The sequence below is a fragment of the uncultured Maribacter sp. genome, assembly GCF_947500405.1.
In the GTDB taxonomy this organism is placed as follows: domain Bacteria; phylum Bacteroidota; class Bacteroidia; order Flavobacteriales; family Flavobacteriaceae; genus Maribacter_B.
Window position 1 is genome coordinate 40,172 of record NZ_CANMRY010000013.1, and the last position, 15,596, is coordinate 55,767.

The window sequence follows — 15,596 nt, forward strand, 5'->3', positions numbered from 1 at the left end:
TTTGAGCCGATTAAACTAATCATTTATGAAAAAAGTACTAATAAGTCTTTTTACATTAATTATTATATTGGGTTGCAAAAATGCTAAAGTAGAAAAAACACCTCTCGCCGTGAATTACCCCCAAACAAAAAGTATTGATAGTGTAGATACGTATTTTGATACAGAAATAAAAGATCCTTATCGTTGGTTAGAAGATGATAGAAGTACCGAAACAGAAGATTGGGTAAAAGAACAAAATAAAGTCACTTTTAGTTACCTAGATAAAATTCCGTTTAAATCGAAAATAAAAAACAGGCTAGAAAAACTGTGGAATTATGAAAAATTAACTTCCCCATTTAAAAAAGGAAATTATACCTATTATTATAAAAATGATGGTTTACAAAACCAATATGTACTTTATAGAAAAAACTTGGAAGGCGAGGAAGAAGTATTTTTAAATCCAAATACATTTTCTAAAGATGGAACTACATCTTTATCTACAATAAAATTTTCTAAAGATGGCTCTCTTGCTGCCTACCTTATTTCTGAAGGTGGTAGTGATTGGAGAAAAGCTATAGTTTTAGATACTAAAACCAAAGAAGTAATTGGAGACACTCTAGTAGACATAAAATTTAGTGATATTTCTTGGAAAGGTAATGAAGGTTTTTATTATTCTAGTTATGACAAACCAGAAGGCAGTGAGCTTTCTGCAAAAACAGACCAACACAAAGTATATTACCATAAACTTAAAACTCCACAAAGTTCTGATGAACTAATATATGGAGGCGTAGAGACTGAAAAACATAGGTACGTTGGCGCTAGTGTAACAGAAGATAATACATACTTATTAATCTCTGCATCTACCTCAACATCTGGAAACAAGTTGTTTATTAAAGATTTAAGCATTCCTAACGCACCTCTTGTTACTATTCTAGACCATACAGAGACAGATAGTTCTGTCATAGAAAATGTAGATTCCAAGCTGTACATTGTTACCAATTTAAACGCTCCAAATAAAAAAATAGTTACTGTAGATGCTGCCAATCCCACACCTGATAATTGGGTAGATTTTATTCCAGAAACCGAAAATGTTTTAAGCCCTAATACTGGCGGAGGATATTTCTTTGCAGAATATATGGTAGATGCTATTTCTAAAGTATATCAATATAATTACAATGGTAAGCTTATAAGAGAAGTAAAACTTCCTGGAATAGGTAGTGCAGGTGGTTTTGGAGGAAAAAAAGAAGATAAAGATTTTTACTTTTCTTTTTCAAATTACAAAACACCAGGTTCTTATTACAAATACAATGTAGAAAGCGGGGAGTATAATTTATATTGGACTCCAGAAATTGATTTTAATTCGGATGAATACGAATCCAATCAGGTATTTTATACGTCTAAAGATGGTACCAAAATACCAATGTTAATTACGCATAAAAAAGGGGTTGAGTTAAACGGTAAAAACCCAACTATTTTATACGGGTATGGCGGATTTAATATTAGTTTAACACCTTCTTTTAGCATTACCAATGCTGTTTGGATGGAACAAGGTGGAATTTATGCTGTACCTAATCTTCGTGGCGGCGGCGAATATGGTAAAAAATGGCATGACGCTGGCACCAAAATGCAAAAACAAAATGTATTTGATGATTTTATTGCAGCCGCAGAATATTTAATAGAAAACAAGTATACTTCTTCTAGTTTTTTAGCACTTCGTGGTGGTAGTAATGGAGGGCTTTTAGTGGGAGCTACTATGACGCAACGTCCAGATATAGCTAAGGTAGCACTACCTGCTGTAGGTGTTTTAGATATGCTACGTTATCATACCTTTACTGCTGGAGCAGGATGGGCTTACGATTATGGTACTGCAAACGATTCTAAAGAAATGTTTAACTATTTAAAAGAATATTCCCCTGTTCATAATGTAAAAGAAGGTGTTTCTTATCCTGCAACTATGGTAACTACTGGTGATCATGATGATCGCGTTGTACCTGCTCACAGCTTTAAATTTGCAGCAGAATTACAAGCAAAACAAACTGGAGCTAATCCAACATTAATTAGAATAGAAACTAATGCTGGCCATGGCGCGGGTACCCCTGTAAGTAAAACGATAGAACAATATGCCGACATATTTTCTTTTACTTTATTTAATATGGGATTTAAAACTCTCCCAAATAACAACTAAATGTTACGAATAAATAACCTAGACTTTTCTTACGACGAAACATCTATTTTAGAAAAAATTTCTTTCCACATAAAAAAAGGAGAACACGTATCTCTTATTGGGGAGAGTGGTTGTGGTAAAAGTACCTTATTAAAGCTTATTTACGGTATTTATGATTTAAATAATGGCACCATTTTTTGGAAAGAAAATCAAATTTTAGGGCCTGCTTTTAAATTAATTCCTGGTGAAAAATACATTAAGTTTTTAGCGCAAGATTATGACTTAATGCCGCATACAACAGTTTTTGAAAATGTGAGTCAGTATTTATCGGTATTTGAGCCAGAAGAGCTTAAAAAACGCACCCAAGAGCTTTTAGAAACCATTGAAATGACTTCTTTTGCGCACACAAGGGTAAAGTTTTTAAGTGGCGGACAACAACAAAGGGTAGCTTTAGCAAGAGTTTTGGCACAACAACCAGAACTTTTATTATTAGATGAACCTTTTAGCCATATTGATAATTATAGAAAAAATAGTCTTAGAAGAAATATTTTTAAGTATTTAAAAAAAGAAAAAGTTACTGTTTTAACGGCAACCCATGATCCCAGTGACGTATTACCTTATGCAAACCAAGTTATTGTAGTAAAAAACAGAAAAATAATAGCGCAAGATTCTCCTGAAAAACTATACGAGCGCCCAACAAATTTATATGTTGCTTCTCTTTTAGGAGAAGCCAACCGTATTCCAGTAAATGTTGTAAAAACATATGCAAATACTAAAAGAAGAATAATTGTATATGCTAATGAATTTAAAGTATCCGAAAAATCTGGGTTAAAAGTACAGGTAAAAAAGAGTTACTACCAAGGTGTTAACTATTTAATAGAGGCAGTATATGAAAAGGAAAAAATATTTTTTTACCATACTACAGCTATAGAAAAAGGAAAAAAAGTGTATTTAAATATCTCTATTGAGACTATTAACCAAAGATTATCTTAAGACTGTAATGAATAAAACGCTACTGGTTTCTGAATTACAATTTAAAGGTATTAGAAGTAGCGGTGCTGGTGGCCAGCATGTAAACAAGGTTTCTTCTAAGGTAGAATTAAGTTTTGAAATTAATAAAACCAATGCGCTTACAACTTTTGAAAAAGAACGTATTCTTGAAAAATTATCTAATAAAATAAACAAAGAAAATGTTCTTATTTTGCAATGCGATGAGAGTAGAAGTCAACATAAAAACAAAAATTTAGTAATTAAGCGCTTTTTAAAATTAATAGAGAGTGCACTACTAATTCCAAAAAAAAGAAAAATTTCTAAGCCCAAAAAATCTGCTATAGAAAAACGTTTAAAATCTAAAAAAAGAGCTGCACTAAAAAAAGTAAATAGAAGAAAGCCAGATCTAGATTAGTGTTTTTAAAAAATAATCTTCTATTAACTCTTCTATTAATTGAGATGCATTTTCCATGCTATATTTTACTCCTTTAGATGGGTTATAGGTTTGTATTACTTTTTGCAATCCTAACTTTTGTAGTTCATTAGCATCTACATCTAACTTACCGCAAATAGCAACCACGGGAATCCTGTACTTTTTTGCCATTTTCACCACTCCATTTACCAATTTTCCATGTATGGTTTGGCTATCAATCTTTCCTTCTCCAGTAACTATATAATTAATCTTTTGACTTTCAATAATTTTAGGCACCTCTGCTAATTCTAAAAGAAAATCTACTCCGCTTAAATATGTTGCATCAAAAAAAGTTTTTAATCCATAAGCGGTGCCTCCAGCTGCTCCTGCTCCTGGAACTAAAGCAAAATCTTTTTGAAGTTTCTCCTTAATAATTTTATTTAAATGTACTAGTCCTTCATCTAAAAAGGTAATCTCTTCTTTACTAGCGCCTTTTTGTTCCCCATATACATTTGCTGCGCCATTAGTCCCAAAAAGCGGGTTGTCTACATCATTAACAGCATAAAATTTAATGCCTGCATATTTTTTAAATGTTTCGCTCTTTTCAATTTTAAAAACTGCAGCTAAATTAGCTCCTATTGGTTTTACTTCCTCCCCATTTTTATCCTTAAAAATATAGCCTAAAGCACTTGCTATACCTATACCAGCATCATTTGTTGCACTACCACCTAAGCCCAAATAAATTGTCTTTACTCCTCTAGAAACCGCATCTTTTATTTGTAAACCAGTACCATATGTAGACATTTGCATAACATTGCGTTCTTCCTCTTTTAAAAGTTCTAATCCAGAGGCTTTTGCTAACTCTATATATGCCGTATCATTTTTACTATTTAACAAATAAGAAGCAGTTAATTCTCTTCCCATTGAGTCTATAGTCTCTACTTTGGTTTTTGTAGTAGAAATAATATTAGAAATGGCATCTAAAAAACCATCGCCACCATCGGAAGCAATTATGTCAAAAATATTGGAAGAAGTATCTGCTCTTTTTATTCCGTTAGAAATGGCATTAATAACTTCTGGTGCGGTTAATGAACCTTTAAATTTATCTGGAATTAATAAGTAATTCATCATAACTAACTATAAATTTGTGGTATAAAATAACTTAACACCAAAATGAATACAAAAAATGCTATAAGAATATAAACCTCTTTAATAAAGAAATCTTCTTTTTTTTGGGTAATACACTTATCATTAGCTCTCCCTTTTCTTTTTGCCAACCATTTAAATAGCTAGTGTAGGTATAACTCCTGTAAAGTTTAATCATATCCAAAACACGTGTATACCTAAATCTACATTAAATATGTTTTGCATTGTTTTAGAAAAAATAAGATTAGTTAAGCCTGCCAAAATTATACCTGTATTCATTCCTATATAATTTACTTTTTTACTATACATGGCTAATAAAAAAATTACCAATACTGACCCATAAAACACCGAACTAATAGCATTAATAATTTCTATTACTGCACTTTTACTCCCCCAAAAAAATACAGAAACTTTAGAGATTATAAAAGATTCTTCGTTTACTGCATACCTAATTTTATATTATATCTTTTATAATTGTTTCTATACCATTAAAAACTATAGCTTCATTAACAGATTTTCCTAGTAATAATTTTGCAATAGGTGTAGCAGCAGATATACAATATACAGAAACATCTTTACCTTTATACTCTCCTGCAGAGATCGCAATAAAATAGGAAAGCTTGTTTGTTTTTACTAAACTTCCTAATCCAATTTTTTCTTGAGATTTTTCAATATCTATTTTGCTAAGTAATTGTGCTACTTTTTCGGCTTCTGCTAATTGGGCACCTAATTTTTCTCTTTCTAGCTGTACCATTGCTCTGCCTGTTTCATGCTTATCGCCCGCACTACTTTTAGTTTCTGAACTTAATGCTGTTTGTATTTCTTGTATTTGTTTATGAAGACGGTTAAGGCGGTTATCAATAAAATCTTTACAAAATTGAAAGGTATTTTCTTTTAAAGTGTTATGCGGCATACAACAAAAGTAACTGTAAATACCATAAAAGAATAATCTTACTCTTCAAAATGGTATAAATCGGCTAATTTAAAAACAAGGTAGTTTACCATAGCCTTTTCTTCTAAACCTTGAAGGTACATTTTATGTATTGCTTCATCATTCTCTGCTTTAAAGTAGTCTAAATCTCCAGACCTATCTTCACTAAAAATATTCCAAGACTTTAAGCCAGAAAGCATATTTTTATGTGCTTCATACTTTTTAATCACTAAAGCTACTCTTTTCTTTAATGTTTTATCCTTTTCTGTAGAAGCAGCTTCCTTAGAAGTCCAATACTCATAATCTTCCTGTAATCTAGTATCAGCTTTTTGTGCCTCAGAAATAATCTTAAAATATGCTCTAGATACTAAAGAAGCATATTTATCTTTAAACCAAGGGCTTTGTATTGTTTTAAAGGATCCTGGAGTACTTAAAATTAAAACGTCCTCTGAACTTGTATATAATTCATTAGAATTTGCATTACCTTTTGTAGAAACTAAAGCTTGTTTCCATGCTTCAGATTTTATAAGCTCCTTCCAAACTTTAGCATATTCCTTTTTATAATTAGACTTAGATGAAGAGCATGACTGAATAAGTAGCACTATAATTAATGCAAAACTTACTCTAAAATATTTTGTAATTAGTATCATTCCTATTTTATAATACTAGCAGGTATTATGATAGGCAAAGTTCTTGATAATATAGTTATAGATTTTTTGGGATTTCAATATAACAAATAATTTAAAAGAATAAGTCTTTTAAAAAGAAAACTATGATTTTAAATACAAACACGCTAGTTCTTCTCCAATAACTGTTCCTATTGCTACTCCCATACCTCCTAACCTAACACCGCAAAAAACACGAGAAGAAATACACTTAAGAATTGGTTTTTTTGTCTCTCCTACTCCCATTATACCACTCCAATAATGTTCTATTGAAAATTCTTTATTTGGTAGTATTATCTTTTTTAAAAGCTGCTCTAATTTTTGTTGTATTAAAGAAGTTACTCCAAACTCTGTAGTTTCTTCCTTTTTAAAATCTAAATTTCTACCACCGCCTAAAAGTATTCTATTATCAATATTTCTAAAATAATAATAACCTTCTTTTAAATGAAAAGTACCTTTAATATGTAAATTTTTTATTGGTTTGGTTATTATTACTTGTGCTCTTGCAGGTTTTATTTTTTCTGTTATTAAATTAGCAGCAAAACCATTAGTAGCTATAAAAAGTTGTTGGGTATTAAATTGAAATTTATCTGTTTTTACTTCCACACTGTCTTGTATTTCCTGGAAATTTTGGACATGTATGCCGTTTAGGATAGATATATTGTTTTGTAACGCTTTTTGTAATAAAGACTGCATCATAGCACCCGTATTTATTTGACCTTCAAACTTATGGGTAATATATTTGTCTTTAATGTTTAAGAAATTAAAAATGTTCTTATTTTCTTCAAAAGCATTCTCTTTAAAAACAGGAAACAATAATTTATTAACTTCTTCTATTTTAGATAGCGAAGAGTAGTATAGCTCTTTATCTTTTTCTAAAAAAAGTTCATGCCCGCCTAATTGTTGGTATCCAATTTTAGCATCGCCTAACTTTTCTCTCAACGCTTGTATACCACTATATCTTTTTTGAACTAACGAAACCACTTCTTCTGGAGTATGGGTTTTTAAATCTGATAGTATTTCTGAAATACTTCCAAAACATGCAAAGCCTGCATTTTTAGTACTTGCTCCTTGGGGTAAAATTCCTTTTTCTAAAATTAAAATACGTGCTTTAGGGTATTTTTCTCTAAGGTGTAATGCACAATTTAATCCTACTGTTCCGCTACCAACAATAGTAAAATCTATATTAGATAACCATGTTTTATATTCCCAATAACTAAGATTCATAGCACTAAAATAAGTACAATTGCATAAACACTAATTAGAAAAAAGAATCTATCTTTTTATTACGTAACCAACTAATTAGTCTGCTTTAATTTTTAAAACTCTACCTTCTATTACATTAAACATCGATTAACAGCTAGTTTTATCGCTAATGAAAAGTTTTAAAGAATATAAAAGAATTGCTTTCTAAAAAATTAAACTTTGTAGTTTGTTAATTACTCTGATTTTAGCCCAAAAAACAACTGAGAAAGTATATTAACCTTATCTAATTTACCTTCAATACTACCATTTAATACTACTTTTTTACTGGAAGATTGTTGAGCTAATATTTGCAAACTATTTAGTAAATTAAAATAACGATTTGCTTGTGGTAGTTGTATAGTTTCTTTTGCTCTATTAAAATCTATAAACAAATTCATAAAATTAGAACTAGTAATTTGTTCTGTACTCTCTTTTAATTTTTGGGTTTTAAAAATTGTTGCTGTATCATCTTCTTCCACGTAAAACTGATATAAAGGAATATTCTTAAGAATATCATTTTCAGTCAACAATTCTTGTTCTTTTAAATAGTTTTTTAAAGGTTGTTTATCTCTTCCTAAATTTAAAATAATAGAAGGTACTTCTTTTTCTTGTAGCGTTTTTTGTTCAATTTTATTAAAATTGTCATCGTAACCATACGTTACAATAGTATCTGTTTGCGTAGTTGTACCATTAACGCCTGCATAGAAAAAACCATTGGTTAATTCTGCAATCTCTGGCACGTTTATATTTACTTTTTTTAAGAATGTATTATTCTTCCAAGAGGCTATAAATTGGTCTCTATTTTTAATCCGATTAAAATTCCCATCCCAATAAAATTCTACTGCTGCATTAGGAACTCTATCATAAGATACTTTCTTAGGATACGTATCTTCTTCGTTTGCTTCTAGACTTCCTTCTAAAACAGCTTTACCATCTTTAAACTGAAGTTTTATTTCCCCTTTTTTGCTAATATGCGTTACATGACTTTTACTTTTAGAAAGGGTGGCAATCCATTTATTATCTTTTGAGGTTATTACTTTATCTTCCTTTAGAACATCTAGAAATACCTTTTTACTCTTTTGGTACGTATTATCTAACCCAAAAGAAATTATTACTTTTTCTGTATTCCAAGCACAGACCCAATGCTGTTTTTTATGCTCTAACCAATGTATGTTATGCTCCTTATCAATTTCCAGACGTAATCCCTTAGAATATTTTTTTATCTGATTTTTAAATGCATGATTATCCTCAATACTAAGAATAGAAAAAAATGTATTTTGTACTTTAGGTACTGTAAATAATACCAAGTTATAAGGTGTAAAATTTACTCCTTTTTTATCTACAGTATCTTTCTTTTTAGCTTTTTGTTTAAGTGATATATTGTCGGAATAATATTTAGGCGAGGTTAATGCATCTAAAACTAATGTTTCTTTAATATCTTGTATTCCTATTTTAATAACACTATCGGCATCTTTATGAATAACACCCAATAAAGAGGCTTTATTAAAATACCAAGTATAACCCCAATAACCAATTAATGAAGTTACACTTAGTAATACAATTATTTTTAGTGTTTTTTTCATGGTTACTAATCCATCATAGCATCTATCATATTAATAAAGTAGACAAAGCTATTTTTATGTCCTTCTGATGGAATTTCCCATATAAGTTCTCCTTTCATAGAGTTTCCTTTTATCTTCTGAAAATTAAACTTTATATCTTCTGTATTAGAGGTTAAGAAATCTACTTTATTACGTAATTCTCTAGGGAAAGATTCTACAGGAATCTGGGCTATAATTTTCTTACCGTTTACAAAAATACTAGAAGCATTTTTAGTAATGTTCTTTTTATGCGCACCAGAAAGTTTAGAAACAAACCTTCCGCTTTGTATTGCACTCATATCTTTTAAAGAGCTTCCAAGAAATACAGTATTATCCTTATACATTACATAGATATTAAATGGAGTAGATTTTGGTAAGTCTATTAATTGATACACACCATTATTGGCTTCTAATTGTTTTTCTTTAACTCCTATTCTTACCAGTCTATTAAATATTTCTTGCTCTTCTGATGTAAACATGAACATAAAATCTGGAATAGTTTCGGTTTTAGTTTTTTCTACTTCTTTGTAATTAAAATCTTCATCATACTCATAGTCTGTATAGGTTACTTGCTTTTCTGTTAGGTTTGTAAGTGCTAAAAACATATCTCCTCTAAGTATTTTAGATGCTCCTTCTTCATCTATTAATAACGAAAATACTTTAGCTCCTAAAGCTACCGACTCACTTATTGTTTCTCCAGAACCGGTATCAAACAAACTAGAGGCCAAGTTTGGGTACGCTTTAAGAACACCTTCTGTACTAAGGTTTAAAGACATATAGCCTAACATATTATCTTCATTAATATATTTGACAAAGTTTTTATTAATCTTCCCATTATACATAGGTTTATACAGCTCTGCCATTTCATCATTCATGGTATATTCCGTTTTTATAACCGCTTCATTTTCATTAAAATTTAACTTTGCCACTAAAGATAAACCCCCATATAATTTATCTATATTCATAAAATTATATGGATTAAAAGAGTTCCCTAACATATAACTAGGTATTGCTTGCTCATATATTGTGGCAAAATCGTTTACCCAAACACTAACTTCTTCTTTTCCTTTACCTAAACTTTTAAGATAGCTTTTGTTGCTTAGTATGCTTTTATTTGCATAAGTGCCTGTTATTATTTTCTTTGCTTTATCTAAAACTTCTTGTGAAAATTCTTTTTCTCTTTCTTCTCTTTTTTCTTGTCTTTCTATACGCTTTTTTTCTCTCTCTTCTTGTTCTTTTTTATAAGCATCACTATTATAATAATTTTCTTCTGTTGTATCTACAGCTTCCTCTACAACAGCTTCTACTGCAACTTCAGATTGGTAATTATTATAATAACTATAAGACTCTTCCTTTACTTTATTGTCTGATGAAGTAACAAACATTAAAACATCTTCATTCCACATAGTAATCTCATCTCCTCTATAATTTTGAATGTAAGATAAATTACCTTCTGTTATGGTTCTTTTTATTTTACTATTTCTTAATAAACCAGTAAAAGCTTTTCCATCCTTTAAAGGAATAAGAAAACAGTTGGTGTAAACACCATCATTCATTTCAAAAAAGTAATGAAATGTATTATTATAATCTAATCCTAAGTCTTCCAGAGTTTCTAGTTTCCCCTTGCTTTCATCCATTAATTCCTTCTCTAAAAAAGAACCAAACTTTGAGTTAGAAAACTCTTCTAAACTCATTAATTGTAAAACATTTTTTCCTTTTATAGAAACTACTGCCGAAGCCGTAGAAGGAACTTTTGTTATTAAGTCTTGCGCACTAAGCGTAATAGTTATAAATAAGGCAGAGACAGCTATTATAATTTTTTTCATCTAAAAATATTAATTTATTAATTGGATTTTATTTTCAACATTTTTTTCTCCTAATATTAGAGAAAGAGCATCTATTTTTAAAAAAACAGCTCCTTTATTTGGTGCTATTTTAGCATCTACATTAGAAACACTTTTTACTTTATCTTGAAACCTGTATATGCAAGTATAACTAGCATCATTAAAAACCTTACGGTCTTCACTTTTTAAGGTGTTAAAGGATTTTTTTATGGCATTATCATAAGTAAAATACCTATTAAAAACATTTTCTGATGGGTTATAAGATACATTGGTAGTAGTAAAATTGGTATAATTATTTTTATTCTGCTTTTTTATAAGCTCTTTAAAAATGGCATTTACATTATCTACATTCTTAAAATCACAGGAAATAGTAAAAACATAATTATCAAAATCTTTTGTTTTTTTTATGTTTGATATTCCTGGTGTTTTCTCTAAATGATACAAAGCATCTTTAAAAGATTCATCTATCTCATCTTCCGAAGGAATTTTATACCCATTTATGCTGTCTAAAAGCATTAGAGAAGCTAGTTTGGTTTTGCTCTTACTCATATTTAGAGTTACCATAATAGTACCGCTACCGTCCTTATTTAGCTTTATTTCCTCTAAAATTTCGAAACAGCTAGTGCATAAAGAAATACAAACAAATAAACTGAAGTAAATAAATGTTTTTTTAATCATATTAGTTGCGTTATTATAGTAATAAGTAACACTAATTTTAGTTATAAATTGTATTTGTGCTTTTAAACTTTCTCTTCCTAAAATGGATGGCTATTTTTCCCCATTGGGACTAAAATTTCTTGTAACTTATTTACAACCTCATTTTCCATTGCTTTTTGTTTCTCCTTTTTAGCATAAATGTAAATTCCTATTGGAAAAGAAACTATTAAGAATAAAATTAACATATCGTAATTTGTTTGGGTTTTTATCTTTCCTTTAGTACCGTTAACATTAAGTTTTACATTGCCTGTTAGTGTAAAACCACTAGTTCTTACCTGTAAGGTTCCTAATGAATTTTGTATTTTATACTGCGGAAAATTTTCCTTTAAAGAAGTAATTAATTGTGCTTTTTCAAAGGTTTTAAAATTTAGTTGTTGCATTTTTTAATAGTTTTAAGTTTCCTTATTTCTTAGGACAAAACTAAATTTTAAATAATGGGCCAAACAGGCCGTAAAATACTAAAAACACATCCCTGAAAAAGGGGTATATAAAAAAACCCTAATTTTCATTAGGGTTTTTTCTTATTTCTCTATTGGATTCATTTCAAAATCGTCCATAAATGCTGTAGTGTAATTACCAGCCAAATAATCTGGATGATCCATTAACTGCCTGTGAAACGGAATAGTAGTTTTTATTCCTTCAATAACAAACTCATCTAAAGCTCTTTTCATTTTATTAATTGCCTCTTCACGTGTTTGCGCGGTAGTAATTAATTTAGCAATCATAGAATCATAGTTTGGCGGTATAGTATACCCACTATATACGTGTGTATCCATACGTACACCATGGCCTCCTGGAATATGTAATGTAGTAATTTTACCTGGAGAAGGTCTAAACCCATTATAAGGATCCTCTGCATTTATTCTACATTCTATGGAGTGTAATTTTGGTAAATAATTTTTACCAGAAATTGGCACACCACCAGCAACTAATATTTGCTCTCTAATTAAATCGTAATCTATTACTTGTTCTGTAATTGGGTGCTCTACTTGAATACGAGTATTCATTTCCATAAAATAGAACTTTCTATGCTTGTCTACCAAAAACTCAATAGTACCTGCTCCTTCATATTTTATATATTCTGCAGCCTTTACCGCTGCTTTACCCATAGCATCTCTAAGCTTATCTGTCATAAACGGAGATGGTGTTTCTTCCGTTAATTTTTGATGTCTTCTTTGTACAGAACAATCTCTTTCTGATAAGTGACATGCTTTACCGTATTGGTCACCAACTATCTGAATTTCTATATGTCTTGGTTCTTCAATAAGCTTTTCCATATACATACCTCCGTTACCAAAGGCTGCAGTAGCTTCTTGTACCGCACTTTCAAAAAGGTCTGGCATTTCTTCTGCACTCCAAACGGCACGCATTCCTTTTCCGCCTCCACCGGCTGTAGCTTTTATCATAACAGGATACCCCATTTTTTCAGCTATTTCTAAGGCATCATCCACATCTTTTAAAAGTCCGTCTGAACCAGGAACTGTAGGTACCCCTGCTTCCTTCATGGTTAATTTAGCGCTAGCTTTATCCCCCATACGGTCTATATGTTCCCCAGATGCTCCAATAAATTTTATATCGTGTTCTGCACAGATTTTAGAAAATTTAGAATTTTCTGATAAAAATCCGTACCCTGGGTGTATTGCGTCTGCATTTGTAATTTCTGCTGCGGCAATAATATTTGGAATTTTTAAATAAGACTCACTACTTGGAGCTGGTCCTATACAAACGGCCTCATCTGCAAATCTTACATGCAAACTTTCTTCATCTGCTTTGGAATAAACAGCTACTGTTTTTATTCCCATTTCTTTACAGGTTCTAATAACACGTAGTGCTATTTCCCCTCTGTTGGCAATTAGTATTTTTTTAAACATCTTCTTTAAATTTTAAATATTAATTCTAATAGGTACTACTACTAAAAAAGTAGTATTTGCTACTTAAAATTATTAAGATGGGTCTACTAGGAATAATGGTTGGTCAAATTCTACTGGAGAAGAATCGTCCACTAATATTTTTACGATTTTACCAGAAACTTCAGACTCAATATCATTAAACAATTTCATTGCTTCTATAACACAAAGTACATCTCCTTCTGCAATGGTGCTTCCTACCTCAACAAAAGATGGTTTATCTGGAGATGGTTTTCTATAAAATGTACCTATTATTGGAGACTTAACTGTAATATATTTAGAATCGTCTTCTGCAGCAGGAGTAGCTGGCGCTGCAGGTGTATCTGCTACTGGAGCTGCTGCTGCAGGTGCTGGTGCCATTGCTTGTTGTGCAACAGGTATTTGCTGTACATATGTTGTTTCTGGTGCTGCATTTAATGCCCCAGTTCTAATAGTAATTTTTAAATCATCTGTTTCTAGTTTTACTTCACTAGCTCCAGACTTTGCCACAAATTTAATTAGGCTTTGAATTTCTTTAACATCCATAATAAAAATACATTAAGTTGGTTATTTTCTTTAATAATTTAGTAGGCCCATTTTAAATAAATAGAACCCCAAGTAAAGCCCCCTCCAAAAGCGGCAAATACAAGATTATCTCCTTTTTTTAGTTGTTTTTCGTAATCCCATAATAGCAGTGGTAGTGTTCCAGAAGTAGTGTTTCCATACTTTTGAATATTCATCATTACCTTACTTTCATCTAATCCCATTCTATTAGATGTTGCGTCTATAATTCTTTTGTTAGCTTGGTGTGGCACTAACCAGTCTACATCTTTATCACTTAAGTTATTACGCTTCATGATTTCTGCAGCTGCATCTGCCATATTAGATACTGCAAATTTAAATACAGTTCTTCCTTCTTGAAAAATATAGTGCTTTCTGTTTTTTACAGATTCTATAGTTGCTGGCATTAAAGATCCGCCACCTTCCATTCCTAAAAACTGTCTTCCTGTCCCATCTGATCTTAAATACTCATCTTGTAGACCAAAACCTTCGTTGTTTGGTTCCATAAGTACTGCTCCAGCTCCGTCTCCAAAAATAATACAAGTAGTTCTATCTTCGTAATCCAAAATAGAGGACATTTTATCTGCTCCAATAAGTAATACTTTTTTATACCTGCCAGATTCAATATAACTAGCTACTGTAGACAAGCCAAAAAGAAAGCTAGAACATGCTGCTAGTAAATCATAAGCAAAAGCATTACTTGCTCCTATTTCTGAAGCAACAAAGGCTGCTGTTGAAGCAACCATATTATCTGGAGTTGCAGTTGCTACAACTACTAAATCTATTTCTTTTGGATTTACACTTTTCTTAGCAATTAAATCTTCCGCTGCTTTTATTGCTAGATAAGAAGTACCCTCTCCTTCATCCTCTTTAAGAATTCTTCTTTCTTTAATACCAGTTCTAGTGGTAATCCACTCATCATTGGTATCTACAATTTCTTCCAACATTTTGTTGGTTAAAATATGCTTAGGGACATAGCCCCCAACAGCAGTAATAGCTGCAGTAAGTTTATTCATGTAGTAGTTGCTTTTGGGTAAAAAACTTCAAAAATGAATCAAAATCGTCGAAAAATAGTAATTTTTTGCGACTTTTTGATGAAAAACTGTCAATTTTTAACTTTTTTCTAAAAAAGAATCCCTAGTCAGGGATTTTAAATTTTAGTACAAAATAAAAGAATTTTATACCAAAAATGAAATAAAAAAAACTCTCGTCATTATAACAATGAGAGAGTTTTTTAAATATGTCTTCCTATTTAAGCTTCCGCTTCTACTGTTTTGTCAACTAAAACTTGACCTCTATAGTATAGTTTTCCTTCGTGCCAGTGTGCTCTATGGTATAAATGCATTTCACCAGTTGCTGAATCTGTTGCCAAAGTAGGAGCTACAGCTTTGTAATGTGTTCTTCTTTTGTCTCTCCTTGTTTTGGAAATTTTTCTCTTTGGATGTGCCATTAGTA

Annotated in this window: 15 protein-coding genes; 3 read left to right on the forward strand and 12 right to left on the reverse strand. The window is 30.8% G+C overall.

Annotated features, from left to right (window positions below; translation table 11 throughout):
- The first annotated feature begins 25 nt into the window (after positions 1 to 25).
- The 3 genes from Q0945_RS15110 to arfB are packed head-to-tail and all read left to right on the forward strand — an operon-like array spanning position 26 to position 3,548.
- A complete protein-coding gene (locus Q0945_RS15110; RefSeq protein WP_299436182.1) occupies positions 26 to 2,164 on the forward strand; it encodes a prolyl oligopeptidase family serine peptidase in 2,139 nt (712 codons plus the stop codon).
- A complete protein-coding gene (locus tag Q0945_RS15115) occupies positions 2,165 to 3,136 on the forward strand; it encodes an ABC transporter ATP-binding protein (protein WP_299436185.1) in 972 nt (323 codons plus the stop codon). It abuts the gene before it with no gap.
- Positions 3,108 to 3,548, forward strand: a complete 441-nt coding sequence (arfB, locus tag Q0945_RS15120) for an alternative ribosome rescue aminoacyl-tRNA hydrolase ArfB (protein WP_366136576.1) — start codon at positions 3,108 to 3,110, stop codon at positions 3,546 to 3,548. Before Q0945_RS15115 ends, arfB begins: the two co-directional genes overlap by 29 nt.
- Here arfB and Q0945_RS15125 read toward each other — a convergent pair.
- The 12 genes from Q0945_RS15125 to rpmF all read right to left on the reverse strand — a co-directional run bounded on the left by Q0945_RS15125 (position 3,540) and on the right by rpmF (position 15,591).
- Entirely contained in the window at positions 3,540 to 4,676 is a 1,137-nt protein-coding gene (locus tag Q0945_RS15125) for a glycerate kinase (RefSeq protein ID WP_299436188.1), read from the reverse strand. The genes arfB and Q0945_RS15125 overlap by 9 nt on opposite strands.
- 469 nt (positions 4,677 to 5,145) lie before the next feature.
- The gene (locus Q0945_RS15130) at positions 5,146 to 5,604 is read right to left on the reverse strand and encodes a 3-oxoacyl-ACP synthase (protein ID WP_299436191.1); all 459 of its coding nucleotides are present in this window, start codon (positions 5,602 to 5,604) and stop codon (positions 5,146 to 5,148) included.
- Between the two features lie 38 nt (positions 5,605 to 5,642).
- Positions 5,643 to 6,272: a hypothetical protein gene (locus Q0945_RS15135; protein ID WP_299436194.1), complete on the reverse strand. Its 630-nt coding sequence runs from the start codon at positions 6,270 to 6,272 to the stop codon at positions 5,643 to 5,645.
- Positions 6,273 to 6,392: 120 nt separating this feature from the next.
- Positions 6,393 to 7,514, reverse strand: coding sequence for an FAD-dependent oxidoreductase (locus Q0945_RS15140; protein WP_299436197.1), 1,122 nt, complete (start codon positions 7,512 to 7,514; stop codon positions 6,393 to 6,395).
- 212 nt (positions 7,515 to 7,726) lie between these two features.
- Positions 7,727 to 9,115 carry a hypothetical protein gene (locus Q0945_RS15145; RefSeq protein ID WP_299436200.1) on the reverse strand — a complete coding sequence of 463 codons (1,389 nt, stop codon included), beginning with the start codon at positions 9,113 to 9,115 and terminating at the stop codon, positions 7,727 to 7,729.
- 5 nt (positions 9,116 to 9,120) lie between these two features.
- A complete protein-coding gene (locus tag Q0945_RS15150; RefSeq protein WP_299436203.1) occupies positions 9,121 to 10,959 on the reverse strand; it encodes a hypothetical protein in 1,839 nt (612 codons plus the stop codon).
- Positions 10,960 to 10,968: 9 nt separating this feature from the next.
- Positions 10,969 to 11,526, reverse strand: a complete 558-nt coding sequence (locus tag Q0945_RS15155) for a hypothetical protein (protein ID WP_299436206.1) — start codon at positions 11,524 to 11,526, stop codon at positions 10,969 to 10,971.
- Positions 11,527 to 11,732: 206 nt separating this feature from the next.
- Entirely contained in the window at positions 11,733 to 12,074 is a 342-nt protein-coding gene (locus Q0945_RS15160) for a hypothetical protein (RefSeq protein WP_299436209.1), read from the reverse strand.
- 141 nt (positions 12,075 to 12,215) lie between these two features.
- Positions 12,216 to 13,565 carry an acetyl-CoA carboxylase biotin carboxylase subunit gene (gene accC / locus Q0945_RS15165; RefSeq protein WP_299436212.1) on the reverse strand — a complete coding sequence of 450 codons (1,350 nt, stop codon included), beginning with the start codon at positions 13,563 to 13,565 and terminating at the stop codon, positions 12,216 to 12,218.
- Positions 13,566 to 13,637: 72 nt separating this feature from the next.
- Positions 13,638 to 14,126, reverse strand: coding sequence for an acetyl-CoA carboxylase biotin carboxyl carrier protein (gene accB, locus Q0945_RS15170; protein ID WP_299436215.1), 489 nt, complete (start codon positions 14,124 to 14,126; stop codon positions 13,638 to 13,640).
- Between the two features lie 38 nt (positions 14,127 to 14,164).
- Positions 14,165 to 15,157, reverse strand: coding sequence for a beta-ketoacyl-ACP synthase III (locus tag Q0945_RS15175; protein ID WP_299436218.1), 993 nt, complete (start codon positions 15,155 to 15,157; stop codon positions 14,165 to 14,167).
- 236 nt (positions 15,158 to 15,393) lie between these two features.
- Positions 15,394 to 15,591: a 50S ribosomal protein L32 gene (rpmF, locus tag Q0945_RS15180; protein WP_121064451.1), complete on the reverse strand. Its 198-nt coding sequence runs from the start codon at positions 15,589 to 15,591 to the stop codon at positions 15,394 to 15,396.
- Between the last annotated feature and the right edge of the window lie 5 nt (positions 15,592 to 15,596).

What these genes read in the sequence shown, in the direction of transcription:
- Q0945_RS15160 (WP_299436209.1), bottom strand. Translation starts at nt 12,074, where the DNA reads ATGCAACAACTAAATTTTAAAACCTTTGAAAAAGCACAATTAATTACT.
- Q0945_RS15145 (WP_299436200.1), bottom strand. Translation starts at nt 9,115, where the DNA reads ATGAAAAAAACACTAAAAATAATTGTATTACTAAGTGTAACTTCATTA.
- Q0945_RS15155 (WP_299436206.1), bottom strand. Translation starts at nt 11,526, where the DNA reads ATGAGTAAGAGCAAAACCAAACTAGCTTCTCTAATGCTTTTAGACAGC.
- accC (WP_299436212.1), bottom strand. Translation starts at nt 13,565, where the DNA reads ATGTTTAAAAAAATACTAATTGCCAACAGAGGGGAAATAGCACTACGT.
- Q0945_RS15130 (WP_299436191.1), bottom strand. Translation starts at nt 5,604, where the DNA reads ATGCCGCATAACACTTTAAAAGAAAATACCTTTCAATTTTGTAAAGAT.
- accB (WP_299436215.1), bottom strand. Translation starts at nt 14,126, where the DNA reads ATGGATGTTAAAGAAATTCAAAGCCTAATTAAATTTGTGGCAAAGTCT.
- Q0945_RS15110 (WP_299436182.1), top strand. Translation starts at nt 26, where the DNA reads ATGAAAAAAGTACTAATAAGTCTTTTTACATTAATTATTATATTGGGT.
- Q0945_RS15135 (WP_299436194.1), bottom strand. Translation starts at nt 6,272, where the DNA reads ATGATACTAATTACAAAATATTTTAGAGTAAGTTTTGCATTAATTATA.
- Q0945_RS15115 (WP_299436185.1), top strand. Translation starts at nt 2,165, where the DNA reads ATGTTACGAATAAATAACCTAGACTTTTCTTACGACGAAACATCTATT.
- Q0945_RS15150 (WP_299436203.1), bottom strand. Translation starts at nt 10,959, where the DNA reads ATGAAAAAAATTATAATAGCTGTCTCTGCCTTATTTATAACTATTACG.
- rpmF (WP_121064451.1), bottom strand. Translation starts at nt 15,591, where the DNA reads ATGGCACATCCAAAGAGAAAAATTTCCAAAACAAGGAGAGACAAAAGA.
- Q0945_RS15140 (WP_299436197.1), bottom strand. Translation starts at nt 7,514, where the DNA reads ATGAATCTTAGTTATTGGGAATATAAAACATGGTTATCTAATATAGAT.
- Q0945_RS15175 (WP_299436218.1), bottom strand. Translation starts at nt 15,157, where the DNA reads ATGAATAAACTTACTGCAGCTATTACTGCTGTTGGGGGCTATGTCCCT.
- Q0945_RS15125 (WP_299436188.1), bottom strand. Translation starts at nt 4,676, where the DNA reads ATGATGAATTACTTATTAATTCCAGATAAATTTAAAGGTTCATTAACC.